At 62.5% G+C, this 14,256-nt stretch carries 14 protein-coding genes; 5 read left to right on the forward strand and 9 right to left on the reverse strand.

Translation table 11 applies throughout. The features are described 5' to 3' along the window. Positions 1–44 precede the first annotated feature (44 nt). The 4 genes from glpD to AC25MA_RS13860 form a co-directional block, all read right to left on the reverse strand. The gene (gene glpD / locus AC25MA_RS13845) at positions 45–1,577 is read right to left on the reverse strand and encodes a glycerol-3-phosphate dehydrogenase (protein WP_062363533.1); all 1,533 of its coding nucleotides are present in this window, start codon (positions 1,575–1,577) and stop codon (positions 45–47) included. A 268-nt stretch (positions 1,578–1,845) separates the two neighbouring features. After that, positions 1,846–2,601: a DNA-binding transcriptional repressor GlpR gene (gene glpR / locus AC25MA_RS13850; RefSeq protein ID WP_062363536.1), complete on the reverse strand. Its 756-nt coding sequence runs from the start codon at positions 2,599–2,601 to the stop codon at positions 1,846–1,848. A 113-nt stretch (positions 2,602–2,714) separates the two neighbouring features. Beyond that, on the reverse strand, positions 2,715–4,214 hold the full coding sequence (gene glpK / locus AC25MA_RS13855) for a glycerol kinase GlpK (protein ID WP_182322165.1): 1,500 nt from the start codon (positions 4,212–4,214) through the stop codon (positions 2,715–2,717). 79 nt (positions 4,215–4,293) lie between these two features. After that, positions 4,294–5,145: an MIP/aquaporin family protein gene (locus AC25MA_RS13860; protein WP_028690087.1), complete on the reverse strand. Its 852-nt coding sequence runs from the start codon at positions 5,143–5,145 to the stop codon at positions 4,294–4,296. 306 nt (positions 5,146–5,451) lie between these two features. On the opposite strand from AC25MA_RS13860, the gene ybaK reads away from it, so the two are divergent. Next, positions 5,452–5,922, forward strand: coding sequence for a Cys-tRNA(Pro) deacylase (gene ybaK / locus AC25MA_RS13865; RefSeq protein WP_182322169.1), 471 nt, complete (start codon positions 5,452–5,454; stop codon positions 5,920–5,922). Positions 5,923–6,021: 99 nt separating this feature from the next. After that, positions 6,022–6,801, forward strand: coding sequence for a PhzF family phenazine biosynthesis protein (locus AC25MA_RS13870; protein ID WP_182322171.1), 780 nt, complete (start codon positions 6,022–6,024; stop codon positions 6,799–6,801). A gap of 12 nt (positions 6,802–6,813) precedes the next feature. Here the strand turns inward: AC25MA_RS13870 and AC25MA_RS13875 are convergent, their stop codons facing one another. Both AC25MA_RS13875 and argF read right to left on the reverse strand, forming a co-directional pair. Beyond that, a complete protein-coding gene (locus tag AC25MA_RS13875; protein WP_028690084.1) occupies positions 6,814–7,923 on the reverse strand; it encodes an ABC transporter ATP-binding protein in 1,110 nt (369 codons plus the stop codon). Next, on the reverse strand, positions 7,920–8,840 hold the full coding sequence (argF, locus tag AC25MA_RS13880) for an ornithine carbamoyltransferase (protein WP_028690083.1): 921 nt from the start codon (positions 8,838–8,840) through the stop codon (positions 7,920–7,922). Before argF ends, AC25MA_RS13875 begins: the two co-directional genes overlap by 4 nt. Before the next feature lie 364 nt (positions 8,841–9,204). On the opposite strand from argF, the gene AC25MA_RS13885 reads away from it, so the two are divergent. Together AC25MA_RS13885 and grxD are read left to right on the forward strand one after the other, a co-directional pair. Beyond that, on the forward strand, positions 9,205–11,313 hold the full coding sequence (locus AC25MA_RS13885) for a molybdopterin oxidoreductase family protein (protein WP_213883554.1): 2,109 nt from the start codon (positions 9,205–9,207) through the stop codon (positions 11,311–11,313). A gap of 91 nt (positions 11,314–11,404) precedes the next feature. Further along, positions 11,405–11,740, forward strand: a complete 336-nt coding sequence (gene grxD, locus AC25MA_RS13890) for a Grx4 family monothiol glutaredoxin (protein ID WP_016713741.1) — start codon at positions 11,405–11,407, stop codon at positions 11,738–11,740. A gap of 65 nt (positions 11,741–11,805) precedes the next feature. Here the strand turns inward: grxD and bfr are convergent, their stop codons facing one another. Both bfr and AC25MA_RS13900 read right to left on the reverse strand, forming a co-directional pair. Then, positions 11,806–12,279, reverse strand: a complete 474-nt coding sequence (bfr, locus tag AC25MA_RS13895; protein WP_028690081.1) for a bacterioferritin — start codon at positions 12,277–12,279, stop codon at positions 11,806–11,808. Between the two features lie 200 nt (positions 12,280–12,479). Next, positions 12,480–12,701, reverse strand: coding sequence for a bacterioferritin-associated ferredoxin (locus tag AC25MA_RS13900; RefSeq protein ID WP_028690080.1), 222 nt, complete (start codon positions 12,699–12,701; stop codon positions 12,480–12,482). A 213-nt stretch (positions 12,702–12,914) separates the two neighbouring features. Here AC25MA_RS13900 and AC25MA_RS13905 point away from each other — a divergent pair, with 213 nt between their 5' ends. Next, on the forward strand, positions 12,915–13,517 hold the full coding sequence (locus AC25MA_RS13905; protein WP_003254945.1) for a peroxiredoxin: 603 nt from the start codon (positions 12,915–12,917) through the stop codon (positions 13,515–13,517). Between the two features lie 75 nt (positions 13,518–13,592). Here the strand turns inward: AC25MA_RS13905 and rnt are convergent, their stop codons facing one another. Continuing rightward, positions 13,593–14,204, reverse strand: a complete 612-nt coding sequence (gene rnt / locus AC25MA_RS13910; protein ID WP_225933324.1) for a ribonuclease T — start codon at positions 14,202–14,204, stop codon at positions 13,593–13,595. Positions 14,205–14,256: the final 52 nt, after the last annotated feature.

Raw genomic sequence — 14,256 nt, forward strand, 5'->3', positions numbered from 1 at the left:
GGCCCCATGGATGATGATCGAACCCAAGCTTTAGCAGTTTGGCGTCAGGCAGCCTGCACGCGGTTGCCCTGGGTCTGCTGCAAGTAGTCAGCCAGTGCCTGTTGCTCGATCGCACTGGTGAACAGGCCCAGCTTGGTGCGGCGCCAGAGGATGTCGTCGGCGCTGCTGGCCCATTCTTCGGTGCACAGGTAGTCGACCTCGCGGGTGAACAGGCCACCGCCCATCGACTGGCCGAGGTCTTCGGGGCCGTTGACACCGTCGAGCAGACGCCACACACGGCTGCCATAGGTCGTGGCCCAACGCTTGGCAATATCCAGTGGCAGCCAGGCATGACGTGCCACCAGCGCATCGACCAGGGCTGGTGCGGTGGTCATGCTTTCACCGCCGGGGAGTGGTGCGCCTGCGGTCCAACTGCCGCGCATCTGGGTGAAGAATGGCTGCAGCTCGGCCATGGCTGATTCGGCCAGCTTGCGGTATGTGGTCAGCTTGCCGCCAAACACAGACAGCAACGGCGCCTCGCCCTGGGCGGCAGACAGCGCCAGGGTGTAGTCGCGGGTCACGGCCGAAGGGTTGTCCGATTCGTCGTTGCACAGCGGGCGCACGCCGGAATAGGTGTGCAGGATATCGGCGCGGCTGAGCTGGTGGTTGAAGTGCTCGTTGACCACCTTGAGCAGATAGTCGGTTTCCTGTTCGGTGATCGCCACCTTGGCCGGGTCACCGCTGTATTCGCGGTCTGTGGTGCCGATCAGGGTGAAGCGATCCAGGTAAGGAATGCAGAAGACGATGCGCTGGTCTTCGTTCTGCAGGATGTAGGCGTGTTCGCCCTCGTACAGGCGCGGCACGATCAGGTGGCTGCCTTGTATCAGGCGAATGCCGTACGGCGCATCGAGCTTGAGGTCGTCCTTGATGAAGCTGGCGACCCAAGGGCCGGCAGCGTTCACCAGTGCCCGGGCGCGGATGCTCTGCAGGCTGCCATCGGCATGCTGCAGTTCCACCTGCCACAGGCCGTCGACGCGTTCGGCGCGCAGGCAACGGGTGCGGGTATGGATGTGCGCGCCCTTCTCCCGGGCGGCCATGGCATTGAGCACCACCAGGCGAGCATCGTCCACCGCGCAGTCGGCGTATTCGAAGCCGCGGGTGATGACTGGCTTGAGCGGGTAGCCTGGGCCGAATCGCAGGCCGCGCGAGGCGCCCAGACGCTTGCGCTTGCCCAGGTGGTCATAGAGGAACAGGCCGGCACGGATCATCCAGGCCGGGCGCAGGTGCGGGCGATGGGGCAGCACGAAGCGCATGGGCTTGACGATGTGTGGCGCCTTGGCCAGCAGCACTTCGCGTTCGGCCAGTGCTTCGCGCACCAGGCGGAATTCGTAGTGCTCCAGGTAGCGCAGGCCGCCGTGGATCAGCTTGCTGCTGGCCGAGGAGGTGTGCTGTGCCAGGTCATCCTTTTCGCAAAGGAACACCTTCAGACCGCGCCCGGCGGCATCGGCAGCGATACCGACGCCATTGATGCCACCGCCGATCACGGCGAGGTCGTAGCAGTCCTGGAGTGGTGGCTGGGACGAAACGGGCTGGGACACGGGCAAGGCCTCCTGGGGCTGTTCACATCGAATATGAACATTAATGTTCGTTTTCGAAAATACTAGCGCAATGAACAGGCGGCTGCCAGTCAGTCTTTATAGAAAAAACTGATCGGATGACAGGGAAATGAACATTTGTGAAAAAGGTGGGGTGAACGGTTGAAGATTTTCAGGGGTATTGAGATCGAGCGCCGCCCGCGCGGCGCTTGATCTCACAGGCGATACAAGGGCTGAGGCCTGCGCCCTTCGCCCTCCCACGGCCTCTGCTTCAAACCACCTCGAGACGAATCTTGTACTGATTGAGCAACTGCGTCAGGGCAGAAGAAGGGGCCTGGTCGGTCACCAGGCAGTCGATCAGGCTGATCGAACCGAGGCGAACCATGGCATTGCGGCCGAACTTGCTCGAGTCCGCCGCCAGTAGCACCTGGCGGGCGTTGCTGATGATCGCCTGGGATACACGTACTTCCTGGTAGTCGAAGTCCAGCAGGCTGCCGTCTTCGTCGATACCGCTGATGCCGACCACGGCGAAATCGACCTTGAATTGGCTGATGAAGTCGACGCTTGCCTGGCCGACCACGCCGCCGTCGCGACGGACCGTGCCGCCGGCCACCAGTACCTCGAAGTCGTCCTTGGCCGCCAGGATCGCCGCTACGTGCAGGTTGTTGGTGATGACCTTCAGGTGGTTGTGGTTGAGCAGGGCGCGGGCGATGGATTCGGTGGTGGTGCCGATGTTGATGAACAGTGAGGCATGGTCGGGAATCTGCCGTGCCACGGCTTCGGCGATGCGTTGCTTCTCGTCGCGCATCTGGTCGGCGCGCATGGCGTAGGCGGTGTTCTCAATGCTCGAGTCGTAGGCCGCGCCACCGTGATAACGGCGCAGCAGGTTGCCCTCGGCAAGCTGGTTGATATCGCGGCGGATGGTCTGCGGGGTGACGACGAACAGCTGCGCCATCTCTTCGATGCTGACATAGCCGCGTTCGCGGACGAGCTCGAGGATTTGTTGTTGGCGTGGGGGCAGATTCATGGGCGGTCCTTTGGGGCTGCCGGACAAATTCTGCAATGATGCCGTAGGACGGAGATGACGACCAGTAGGCCGTTGGTCAACTGGGGCTGCACGGCAGCCCCTGCATTACTAGATCAGGCGTCGTGATCTTCCCAGTCGCGGGTACGGTCAACAGCCTTGCGCCAGCCCTTGTACAGCTTCTCTTTCGCCACTTCATCCAGTTGCGGGCTGAACTCGCGTTCAATGATCGCCTTGTCGCGCAACTCGTCCAGGCCGCTCCAGAAACCGCAGGCAAGGCCCGCCAGGTAGGCCGCGCCCAGCGCCGTGGTCTCGCGCATTTTCGGGCGCTCCACGCAGGTGCCGAGAATGTCGGCCTGGAACTGCATGAGGAAGTTGTTGGCCACTGCGCCACCGTCCACGCGCAGTTCGGAGAGGCGCTGGCCGCAGTCCTGCTGCATGGCGTCGAGCACATCGCGGGTCTGGTAGGCGATCGACTCCAGGGCGGCGCGAATGATGTGATCGACCTTGACGCCACGGGTCAGGCCGAACAATGCGCCACGAGCGTACGGATCCCAGTACGGCGCGCCCAGGCCGGTGAAGGCCGGTACCAGGTAGACGCCATTGCTGTCCTTGACCTTGCTGGCGAAGTACTCGGTGTCGTAGGCGTCGTTGACGATCTTCAGCTCGTCGCGCAGCCACTGCACGGTCGAGCCGCCATTGAACACCGCGCCCTCGAGGGCGTAGGCCACCTCGCCGCGTGGGCCGCAAGCGATGGTGGTGAGCAGGCCGTGAGACGACTGGACCGCCTTGGCGCCGGTGTTCATCAGCAGGAAGCAGCCGGTGCCGTAGGTGTTCTTGGCCTGGCCCGGTTCGACGCACATCTGGCCGAACAGCGCCGATTGCTGGTCGCCGGCGATACCGGCGATGTCGATGCCGCTCTTGGTCTTGCCATAGACCTCGGACGATGGGCGCACTTCAGGCAGCATCTGGCGCGGAATGCCGAGGATATCGAGCAGCTTCTCGTCCCACTGCAGCGAATGGATGTTGAACATCAGCGTACGCGAGGCGTTGGTGTAGTCGGTGACATGCACCTTGCCGCCGGAGAATTTCCAGATCAGCCAGGTATCGATGGTGCCGAACAGCAGCTCGCCACGTTCGGCGCGTTCGCGGGCGCCTTCGACATTGTCGAGTATCCACTTGAGCTTGGTGCCGGAGAAGTACGGGTCGGTGACCAGGCCGGTGGCTTCGCGGATGTACTGCTCGTGGCCGTCGCGCTTTAGCTGGGCGCAGATGTCGGTGCTGCGGCGGCATTGCCAGACGATGGCGTTGTACACCGGGCGGCCGGTTTCCTTGTCCCAGACGACGGTGGTCTCACGCTGGTTGGTGATGCCGATGGCGGCGACCTGGGCGTGGCTGATGCCGGCCTGGGCCAGGGCCTCGACCATGGTCGCGCTCTGGGTAGCGAAGATTTCCATCGGGTCGTGTTCGACCCAGCCCGCCTGCGGGTAATGCTGGGCGAATTCACGCTGCGAGGTGCCCACCACGTTGGCGTCGCGATCGAAGATGATGGCGCGCGAACTGGTGGTGCCCTGGTCCAGGGCGATGATGTAGTTCTTGTCCAGGGTATCGGTCATGTCGGTGGCCTTGCACGAATAAGGGAGTAGGTCAGGGCGTGGCGGGCGCCGGCCTTGCGGTCCGGGCCCGGCGCTGGCATCAGGAAACCTGGGTATCACCCTGAGGATTATCGTCTGTCTGTTGGGCCGCAGCCTGGGTTGTCGGCAAGTTGCGGGCGATCACCCCACGGTACAGGGCCGCGCCCAGGCTGGCACCGAGGATTGGCGCGAACACCGGCACCAGGAAATACGGAATATCGCGCCCGCCGGTGAAGGCGACTTCGCCCCAGCCGGCCAGGAAGGTCATCAGTTTAGGCCCGAAATCTCGCGCCGGGTTCATTGCGAAGCCGGTCAGCGGTCCCATGGCGCTGCCGATCACGGCGATCAGCAGGCCGATCAGCAGCGGGGCGGTGGCGCCGCGTGGCAGACCGTTGTTGTCGTCGGTCAGGGCCATGATCACGGCCATCAGGATCGCGGTGATGATCACTTCGACCAGGAAGGCCTGGCCGGTGGACAGCGCCGGGTGCGGGTAGGTGGAGAACACCGAGGCCAGCTCCAGGCTGGCCTGGCTGCCGCGTACCATGGCGTGGCTTTGTTCGAAATCGAAGAATAGGTTGCTGTACAGGAAGTACACCAGGGCCGCGCCGCAGAATGCGCCGCACACCTGGGCCAGCATGTAGAACGGCAACTTGCGCTTGTCGAAACCAGCGAATACGGCCAGGGCGATGCTGACCGCCGGGTTCAGGTGCGCGCCGGAGACACCGGCGGTCAGGTAGATCGCCATGCTCACGCCGACCCCCCAGATGATGCTGATCTCCCACAGGCCGAAGCTGGCGCCGGCGACCTTGAGCGCGGCGACACAACCGGTGCCGAAGAAGATGAGCAGGGCGGTGCCGAGAAACTCGGCCAGGCATTGGGCGGATAACGTGGGTTCGCGTAGAGCAGTTGTCATGTGTGACCTCGGTTCTTGTTGTTGTGAGGCGCTGGGCGCTCGACAGCAAAAAAGCCCGGAGTCGATCCCCATTGACGCCGGGCAGGTACAGGTAGTGCACCTTATAGGTGCACCATTTATTCATAAACGAAAAAATATAGACAAGAAACGCTGATGTCAAAGGTCGAAAATGAACGCTTGGCCACAATCTGACTGACGCACCGGGTCGTGAATCCATGGCCGCTGCTCTAGCCTGGGACCTGCGCTGGCTGCACCGGTGGAATTGCCCTAAAGTACCGGGCGACTTGTGATCGACTGGAGCCGTTGATGACCCCCGCCCTGGACCTTTTGAAGAAGGCGCGCGCCGAGCACCGCGTGCACAGTTACGAACATGATCCGAAAACCGCCTCGTATGGCCTGGAGGCGGCGGAAAAGCTCGGCCTTGACCCGTTGCGGGTATTCAAAACCCTGCTCGCCAGCAGTGAAAAGGGCGAACTGCTGGTGGCCGTGGTGCCGGTGGTCGGGACCCTCGACCTGAAGGCCCTGGCCCACGCGGCGGGAGTGAAAAAGTGCGAAATGGCCGACCCGCAGGCTGCCCAGCGCGCCACGGGCTATCTGGTTGGGGGGATCAGTCCGCTGGGGCAGAAGAAGCGCCTGCGCACCTTTATCGATCAGTCCGCGCAACAACATGAAACGATTCATGTGAGCGCTGGGCGTCGTGGTCTTGAAGTGGAGCTGGCCGCCGCGGTGCTGGCCACCTATACCCAGGCACAGTTCGCCGAGATCGGTCGCGGCTGATCATCTGTACTGATAGAAATTCTACGACTCTGTCACTGTCGGGCCCTGGCGGCATGCCGCATGCTCGGGACCTTTCCCGCCAGATACAGGAGTCGTGGCATGCAGTTGCATTTTCATCAGGTGGACGCCTTCAGTGACCGCCCCTTCGCTGGCAACCCGGCCATGGTCTACCGCCTGGACCAGTGGCTCGAAGATGGCCTGATGCAACAGGTGGCCGCCGAGCACAACCTTGCCGAAACCGCGTTCGTGGTGGCCGAGGATGATGGCTATCGGATCCGCTGGTTCACCCCGAGCACCGAAGTCCCCCTGTGTGGTCACGCCACCCTGGCCAGCGCTCATGTCCTGTTCGACGTCTATGGTGAGCAGGCGCCGCGCCTGGACTTCAAGAGCCGTTCGGGCCTGCTGAGCGTCAGCCGTGAGAATGGCCGCCTGTGGTTGGACTTCCCGCGTCTCGAGCCGCAGCCGTTGGCCGGGCCCGTGGCGGTTGCCGAAGCGCTGGGCTGCGAGGTGCGCGAGGTCTACCAGACCCGCGAGCTGTTCGTGGTGCTCGACTCGGAGCAAGCGGTACGCGATTGCGCGCCGGACATGGCAGCGCTGGCTCGCCTGCCGGGCTTGGGAGTGATCGTGACGGCTCCAGGCGAGCGGCATGATTTCGTATCGCGCTATTTCGCTCCGGGCATTGGCATCCCGGAAGACCCGGTCACCGGCTCCACCCATTGCTCACTGATCCCGTACTGGGCGGCGCGACTTGGCAAGTCCGAGCTGCAGGCCTTCCAGTGTTCGACCAGGGGCGGTGAGCTGTTCTGTCGTCTGGAAGGCGAGCGGGTGAAGATCGGCGGGATGGCAAGGCGCGTCGCCAGCGGCACATTGATGCTGTGAGGATCTAGCGCATCAATGTGCGCAGCTGACGCGTCGCACGCCTTGCTCATGGCTGGAGAGCTGCGCAGCGACGCTACCGGGCACCGCGAACAGCACCAGGTGGTCCGCAGCAACCGCAATGCCGACATCCTGGCCGACCTGATGGTCATTGTGGCTGGGGAAAATCGACTCGAGCTGGCTGCCGGTGGGCAGTTGCAGGCGATACAGCGTCGAGGCGCCGAGGAAGCTCTTGCCGATGATCCGCGCCCGCAACGGGCTGTCGGGAGCATGGACGATATCATCCGGGCGCAGCAGCACGTCCACCGAGCTGCCGGGAGCCATGGTGTAGGCGCGGTTGCCGCGCAGCTCGCCGAGTTCGGTGGTGACCGACTCGTGGCTGCTCATCTGGCCGCGAATGAAGTAACCCTGGCCGATGAAGCTGGCGACGAACGGGGTCTGCGGCTCGTGGTAGAGGTTGTAGGGGGTGTCCCACTGTTCCAGGCGACCTTCTTTGAACACGCCTACATGGTCGCTGACGGCAAAGGCTTCCTCCTGGTCGTGGGTGACCAGGATGGCGCTGGTGCCACGGCTCTTGAGAATGTCGCGCACCTCATGGCTCAGGCGCCGACGCAGCTCCACGTCGAGGTTGGAGAACGGCTCGTCGAGCAGCAGCAGCTGTGGCTCCGGCGCCAGCGCCCGGGCCAGGGCCACGCGCTGCTGCTGGCCACCGGACAGTTCGTGCGGGTAGCGCCCGCCCAGGCCGCCGAGCTTGACCAGTTCGAGCATCTCGTCGACCACCGCCGCCTGGCGCGGATGCTTGCCGATGCCGAAGGCGATGTTCTGCGCCACGGTAAGGTGGGGGAACAGGGCGTAGTCCTGGAACACCATGCCAATCCGGCGCTTTTCCGGGGCCAGGGTGAACCCGGCGCGGGAAATGACTTCGCCGGCTAGCTGGATTTCGCCATCGTGCACCGGCTCGAAGCCGGCGATGGCGCGCAGCGTGGTGGTCTTGCCGCAGCCGGAGGACCCCAGCAGGCAACCGATGTCGCCTGCGTTCAGGTGCAGGTTGAGGTTCTGGACGATGCGTTGCTCGCCATAGCCGCAGGCGAGGTTGCGCAAATTGAGCAGTAGCTGTTGACTCATGCGTGGTGGTAAGCCGGTTCTACAAGGAATTCCAGAAGGGCCTTCTGCGCATGCAGGCGGTTTTCAGCTTCGTCCCAGGCGACCGAACGAGGGTCGTCGAGCAGGTCCTGGCTGATTTCCTCGCCACGGTGGGCGGGCAGGCAATGCATGAACAGGGCATCGGGTGCCGCCAGGTCGAGCAGTTCGCGTGTGACCTGGTAAGGCGCGAAATGCGCCAGGCGCCGTGCAGTTTCCTCTTCCTGGCCCATGGAAGTCCAGACATCCGTGGTCACCAGGTGAGCGCCGCGCACGGCTTCTTTCGGATCACGGATGATCTGCACGCGGTCACCGCCCAGCGCCAGGAAGCGTTGATCAGGCTCGTAGCCTTCAGGGCAGGTGATGCGCAGTTGGAAATCGAACTGCACGGCAGCTTCGATATAGGAGTTGCACATGTTGAAGCCGTCGCCGACCCAGGCCACGGTCTTGCCCTGGATCGCGCCACGGTGCTCGAAGAAAGTCTGCATGTCGGCCAGCAGTTGGCAGGGGTGCGACTCGTCGGACAGGCCGTTGATGACCGGCACCTTCGCGTTGGCGGCGAACTCGGTGAGGGTGCTGTGGGCGTGGGTGCGGATCATCACCGCGTCGACCATGCTCGACAGCACGATGGCGCTGTCGGCGATCGGCTCGCCGCGGCCCAGCTGGGTGTCGCGCGGCGACAGGAAGATGGCCTGGCCGCCGAGCTGGATCATGCCGGCCTCGAAAGACACCCGGGTGCGGGTCGAGGACTTCTCGAAGATCATGCCCAGCACGCGGTTTTTCAGCGGCTCGAACAGCACGCCTCGTTTGCGCAGGTCCTTCAGCTCGATGCCGCGACGGATCACGCCGAGCAATTCGTCAGCGGTGAAATCCAGCAGGGAGAGAAAGTGCCTAGCGCTCATGATTGACTACCTTATCTGCAACGTTTTGCAGGTCGACCGTATGGGTTTTGTTGACAACGGGGGTGACCTGCGGCGTAAGCCGCACAGGGCGGACGGAATAGGGAAAGGCGCAATACTATAATTAAATGTCGCCTGAAACCAAGAGGGGAAACAGCGCCTCTGTGTCAATGGGTGTCGTAAGCCCTTGCCGGCTAGCTGTTTTTTATTTGCTACAGCGGTTGTACACGGCTCGGAGCGCTTTTGGCAAACCCGTTGTCGCGAATCGTCCGCCTGATGTCGTCCGATTCACGTCGCGAACCTTTCTAGCGAGCCTCGATCGGCGGGCGCATAGTCGAGTCTTTAAAATAACAAGGCAGAGGCGGCCATGACCAAGACCCTGCATCACCGAGCCTGTCACCTGTGCGAGGCCATCTGTGGCCTGAATATCGAAGTCACCCATGAAACAGATGGCCCGGCGCGGATCAGCTCGATCAAGGGCGATCAGCAGGATCCGTTCAGCCGCGGCCATGTCTGCCCCAAGGCGGTCGCCCTGCAGGACATCCAGGAGGACCCCGACCGTCTACGCCAGCCTCACCGGCGCATCGGCGACCAGTGGTTGCCGATCGACTGGAACGAAGCCTTCGCCCTGGCCGCCGAGCGGTTGTGGGCGATCCAGCAGGCCCACGGGCGCAACGCGGTGGCCGTTTACCAGGGCAACCCCAGCGTGCACAACTATGGGCTGATGACCCACAGCAACTACTTCCTCGGCCTGCTCAAGACCCGCAATCGCTTCTCTGCTACCTCAGTGGACCAGTTGCCGCAGCACCTGACCAGCCACCTGATGTATGGCCATGGCCTGCTGTTGCCCATTCCGGACATCGATCAGACCCAGTTCATGCTGATCCTGGGCGGCAATCCCCTGGCTTCCAATGGCAGCATCATGACCGTGCCGGACGTGGAAAAGCGTCTCAAGGCGCTCAAGGCCCGAGGCGGACAATTGGTGGTGGTGGATCCGCGGCGCAGCGAGACTGCGGCGCTGGCTGACCAGCACCTGTTCATTCGCCCCGGTGGCGACGCGGCGCTGTTGTGTGGCCTGCTGCATACGCTGTTCAGCGAGAACCTGGCCCGGGGCTCGCATCTGCCGGTCACTGGGCTGGAACAGGTGCGCGAAGCCATCCTGCCGTTCGATGCGACCGCCATGAGCGCGCTGTGTGGTATTCCGGCGGAGGCGATCCGCCAGTTGGCGCGAGATTTCGCCGCTGCCGACAAAGCGGTGTGTTATGGCCGAATGGGTGTATCGACCCAGGTCTTCGGTTCGCTGTGCCACTGGTTGGTGCAGTTGATCAACCTGGTCACCGGCAATCTTGATCGCGAGGGCGGTGCCCTGTGCACGACACCTGCGGTCGACCTGGTCGCCAGCACTTGCGGCGGGCATTTCGACCAATGGCGCAGCCGGGTCTCGGGCTTGCCCGAGTACGGCGGCGAGTTGCCGGTGTCGGCCCTGGCCGAAGAGATCCTCGAACCCGGGGAGGGGCAGGTGCGGGCACTGGTGACCGTGGCGGGTAACCCAGTGTTGTCCACGCCCAACGGGCGACGCCTGGACGACGCCCTGGCCGGCCTCGACTTCATGCTCAGTATTGACTTGTACATCAACGAGACCACGCGCCATGCCGACCTGATCCTGCCGTCGACCTCGGCGTTGGAGAACGATCATTACGATTCCACCTTCAACCTGCTGGCGGTGCGCAACGTTACCCGCTTCAACCGGGCAATCCTGCCCAAGCCCGAGGGCGCATTGCACGACTGGGAGATCTTCGTGGGGCTGGCCGAGGCATTTGCCGAGCGCGCGCAGGTCGAGCTCAAGGCCACCCTGCCGCCGGCACAGATGATCGACTTCGCCCTGCGCAAGGGGCCTTATGGCGAGCAGACGCCCTGGAAACTCTCGCTAGGCGTGTTAGACGCGCATCCCCATGGCCTTGACCTCGGGCCGCTGCGCGCCAACCTTACGACGCGCCTGCGCACGGCCAGCGGCAAGGTCGAGGCGGCCCCGGGCGTACTGCTCGAGGACCTGCGGCGCCTCGCTCATATGGCCGCGCCTGCGGATGACCAGTTGCTGCTGATCGGCCGTCGGCACGTGCGCAGCAACAATTCGTGGATGCACAACTACCATCGGTTGGTCAAAGGCAAGCCGCGCCATCAGTTGCTGATGCATCCGGACGACCTGCGCCGGCGGCACTTGCAGGACGGCCAGATGGTGCGGGTGCGCTCGCGTACCGGGGTAATCGAGGTGACGGTGCAGGCCAGTGAGCAAATGATGCCAGGCGTGGTCAGCCTGCCCCATGGCTACGGCCATGGGCGCCAGGGCGCGCGCTTGCAGGTGGCTGCTGCACAGCCGGGGGCGAGTGCCAATGACCTGACCGACGAACACTTGCGCGATGGCGTTTCCGGCAATGCCGCCCTCAATGGCGTGCCGGTACAGGTCGAGGCCGCATGAAGTACGGTAAGGCCGAGCACGCTGCTCGGCTTTCCGATACAATGCGTCACCGTGCCGACGACCCTGTCGGAAAGTTCAGCCGAGGTGCTTCATGGATATCATCGATACAATCAAAGAGCAGATTGCCAACAACACCATTCTGCTTTACATGAAAGGTTCGCCGAATGCGCCGCAGTGTGGCTTCTCGGCCAAGGCTTCGCAGGCAGTGATGGGTTGTGGTGAGAAGTTCGCCTATGTCGACATCCTGCAGAACCCGGAAATCCGCGCCAACCTGCCCAAGTACGCCAACTGGCCGACTTTCCCGCAACTGTGGGTGGCCGGTGAGCTGGTCGGTGGCAGCGACATCATGCTGGAAATGTTCGAGAAGGGTGAGCTGCAGACCCTGATCAAGGAAGCGGCCGCCAAGGCCAAGGCTTCCGAAGCCTGATCCGGCGTTTGCCGCAAGTAGCAAAAAGCCCCGCCTAGGCGGGGCTTTTTTGTAGCTGGCGAAACTTACTCTTCGCCCATCTGCGACTGCAGGTAGTTCTCGATAGTGATCTTGTCGATCAGGCCCAGCTGGGTCTCCAGCCAGTCGATGTGCTCTTCCTGGTCTTCGAGGATGTCTTCGAGCACATCGCGCGAGCCGAAGTCGCCAGCCGTTTCGCAGTGGGCAATGGCGGCCTTGAGGTCGGCATGGGCCTTTTTCTCAAGTTTCAGGTCGCAGTCGAGCATCTCCTTGGTGTGCTCGCCGATCATCAGCTTGCCCAGGTCCTGCACGTTGGGGATGCCTTCGAGGAAAAGGATGCGCTTGATCAGCTTGTCAGCGTCCTTCATCGCCTGGATGGATTCTTTGTACTCGAGCTTGCCGATTCTGTTCAGGCCCCAATCTTCGTACATGCGCGCGTGCAGGAAGTACTGGTTGATTGCGACCAGCTCGTTTCCGAGGATCTTGTTGAGATGCTGGATGACGCTTACGTCGCCTTTCATGATGGGGTCCTGCCCTGTAGAAGTTGAGCCAATACAGAGAAGTTTGAGCCTGAGCTATTCCTATGTCAAACCTAAGTTATTGAATAATAAGTGAAAATTAATCGGAATAAGAATGTTTGTGAACCGCGTTCGAGCGCTAACTTATTGAATTGCAGGCATAAAAAAACCGGACGCTGGGTCCGGTTCTTCGAATTCGGGAATTATGCCGCATTGAACTCAACGGGGTAGGGCAGGCTAGCCTGCTGGCTTAGTTGCAGCTCGGTGAGGGTTTCGCGTACCACCTGCTTGGCGAGGCAGGCGCATTTGCCGCACTGGCTGGCCACATTGGTGGCGGCTCGCACTTCTTTGTAGCTGCAGCATCCTTCGTAGATCGCATCGCGGATCTGTCCATCGGTGACACCGACACAGAGACACACATACATAAAGGCTGACCGTCGCGGGTTGAGTCGATGCGTTGGAGAGTAATGGTAATGAGAATGCTTGTCAAAGCACTTTGTGTGAGGTGCGTTCCAGAGCGACCGGCGGTCGAGATTCGGCCTGTCACGTAAAGCTGTGTATGATGGTCGGCCTTTGCTGGATCCGGGGGACGTGTTCCGCCCGGGCAAGGTTTTTCACCCCTCATCAGGAGAGATCGAATGAGCGTACTCGTTGGCAAAAAAGCCCCGGACTTCACCGTTCCAGCCGTGCTGGGCAACGGCGAGATCGTAGACAGCTTCAACCTGGCCTCGGCCATCAAGGGCAAGTACGGCCTGGTATTCTTCTACCCGCTGGACTTCACGTTCGTCTGCCCATCCGAGCTGATCGCCCTGGACAACCGTATCCCTGACTTCCAGGCGCGCAACGTGGAAGTGATCGGTGTGTCGATCGACTCGCACTTCACCCACAACGCCTGGCGCAACACGCCGGTCAACAACGGCGGTATCGGTCAAGTCAAGTACACCCTGGCAGCCGACATGACCCACGAAATCTGCAAGGCCTACGACGTCGAGTCCGAAGGCGGCGTGGCCTTCCGTGGCGCCTTCCTGATCGACACCAACGGTGTTGTCCGCTCGCAGATCGTCAATGACCTGCCGCTGGGCCGCAACATGGACGAGCTGCTGCGCCTGGTAGACGCCCTGCAATTCCACGAAGAGCACGGCGAAGTCTGCCCGGCCAACTGGAAGAAAGGCGACAAGGGCATGAACGCTTCGCCGGAAGGCGTTGCTGCCTATCTGAGCGAGAACGCTGGCAAGCTGTAATTGCCACGCGTATAAAAAACCGGCCCTGGTGGCCGGTTTTTTTATGCCCCGCGAGCATGTCGCGCTAGGCGGGCTTCAATCGTTGAAGTCGCGCCAGCCGCCCATTTCTTTCCAACGATTGACGATGCCGCAGAACAGCTCGGCGGTCTTCTCGGTGTCGTAGCGCGCCGAATGCGCTTCGCGTCCGTCAAAGTCGATGTCCGCGCTCTGGCAGGCACGGGCCAGCACGGTCTGGCCATAGGCGAGGCCGGCGAGGGTGGCGGTATCGAAGCTGGAGAACGGGTGGAACGGGTTGCGCTTGATGTCGTTGCGCGCCACCGCGGCATTGAGGAAGCCCAGGTCGAAGCTGCTGTTGTGCCCGACCAGGATTGCCCGCTTGCAGCCATTGGCCTTCAGCGCCTTGCGCACGCCGCGGAAGATATCGGTCAGTGCGCTTTCCTCGCTCACCGCCATGCGCAGCGGGTGGTCCAGCTTGATGCCGGTGAATTCCAGCGCGGCCGCCTCGATGTTGGCCCCTTCGAACGGTTCGACCCGGTGGAAGTAGGTGTGTTCGGGGAACAGGAAGCCCTTCTCGTCCATGCCAATGGTGACGGCGGCGATCTCCAGCAGCGCGTCGGTGGCGCTGTTGAAACCGCCGGTCTCGACATCCACCACCACTGGCAAGTAGCCACGAAAACGCTCGGCCATGGGGTGGCGCGAGCCGCTGCTGACTTGGCTGTCCTGGTCGTCTTCGTACAGG

It is taken from the genome of Pseudomonas sp. P65(2024) (assembly GCF_057480955.1).

What these genes read in the sequence shown, in the direction of transcription:
- AC25MA_RS13900 (WP_028690080.1), bottom strand. Translation starts at nt 12,701, where the DNA reads ATGTATGTGTGTCTCTGTGTCGGTGTCACCGATGGACAGATCCGCGAT.
- AC25MA_RS13875 (WP_028690084.1), bottom strand. Translation starts at nt 7,923, where the DNA reads ATGAGTCAACAGCTACTGCTCAATTTGCGCAACCTCGCCTGCGGCTAT.
- AC25MA_RS13860 (WP_028690087.1), bottom strand. Translation starts at nt 5,145, where the DNA reads ATGACAACTGCTCTACGCGAACCCACGTTATCCGCCCAATGCCTGGCC.
- rnt (WP_225933324.1), bottom strand. Translation starts at nt 14,204, where the DNA reads ATGGCCGAGCGTTTTCGTGGCTACTTGCCAGTGGTGGTGGATGTCGAG.
- bfr (WP_028690081.1), bottom strand. Translation starts at nt 12,279, where the DNA reads ATGAAAGGCGACGTAAGCGTCATCCAGCATCTCAACAAGATCCTCGGA.
- glpK (WP_182322165.1), bottom strand. Translation starts at nt 4,214, where the DNA reads ATGACCGATACCCTGGACAAGAACTACATCATCGCCCTGGACCAGGGC.
- ybaK (WP_182322169.1), top strand. Translation starts at nt 5,452, where the DNA reads ATGACCCCCGCCCTGGACCTTTTGAAGAAGGCGCGCGCCGAGCACCGC.
- AC25MA_RS13870 (WP_182322171.1), top strand. Translation starts at nt 6,022, where the DNA reads ATGCAGTTGCATTTTCATCAGGTGGACGCCTTCAGTGACCGCCCCTTC.
- AC25MA_RS13905 (WP_003254945.1), top strand. Translation starts at nt 12,915, where the DNA reads ATGAGCGTACTCGTTGGCAAAAAAGCCCCGGACTTCACCGTTCCAGCC.
- argF (WP_028690083.1), bottom strand. Translation starts at nt 8,840, where the DNA reads ATGAGCGCTAGGCACTTTCTCTCCCTGCTGGATTTCACCGCTGACGAA.
- grxD (WP_016713741.1), top strand. Translation starts at nt 11,405, where the DNA reads ATGGATATCATCGATACAATCAAAGAGCAGATTGCCAACAACACCATT.
- glpR (WP_062363536.1), bottom strand. Translation starts at nt 2,601, where the DNA reads ATGAATCTGCCCCCACGCCAACAACAAATCCTCGAGCTCGTCCGCGAA.
- AC25MA_RS13885 (WP_213883554.1), top strand. Translation starts at nt 9,205, where the DNA reads ATGACCAAGACCCTGCATCACCGAGCCTGTCACCTGTGCGAGGCCATC.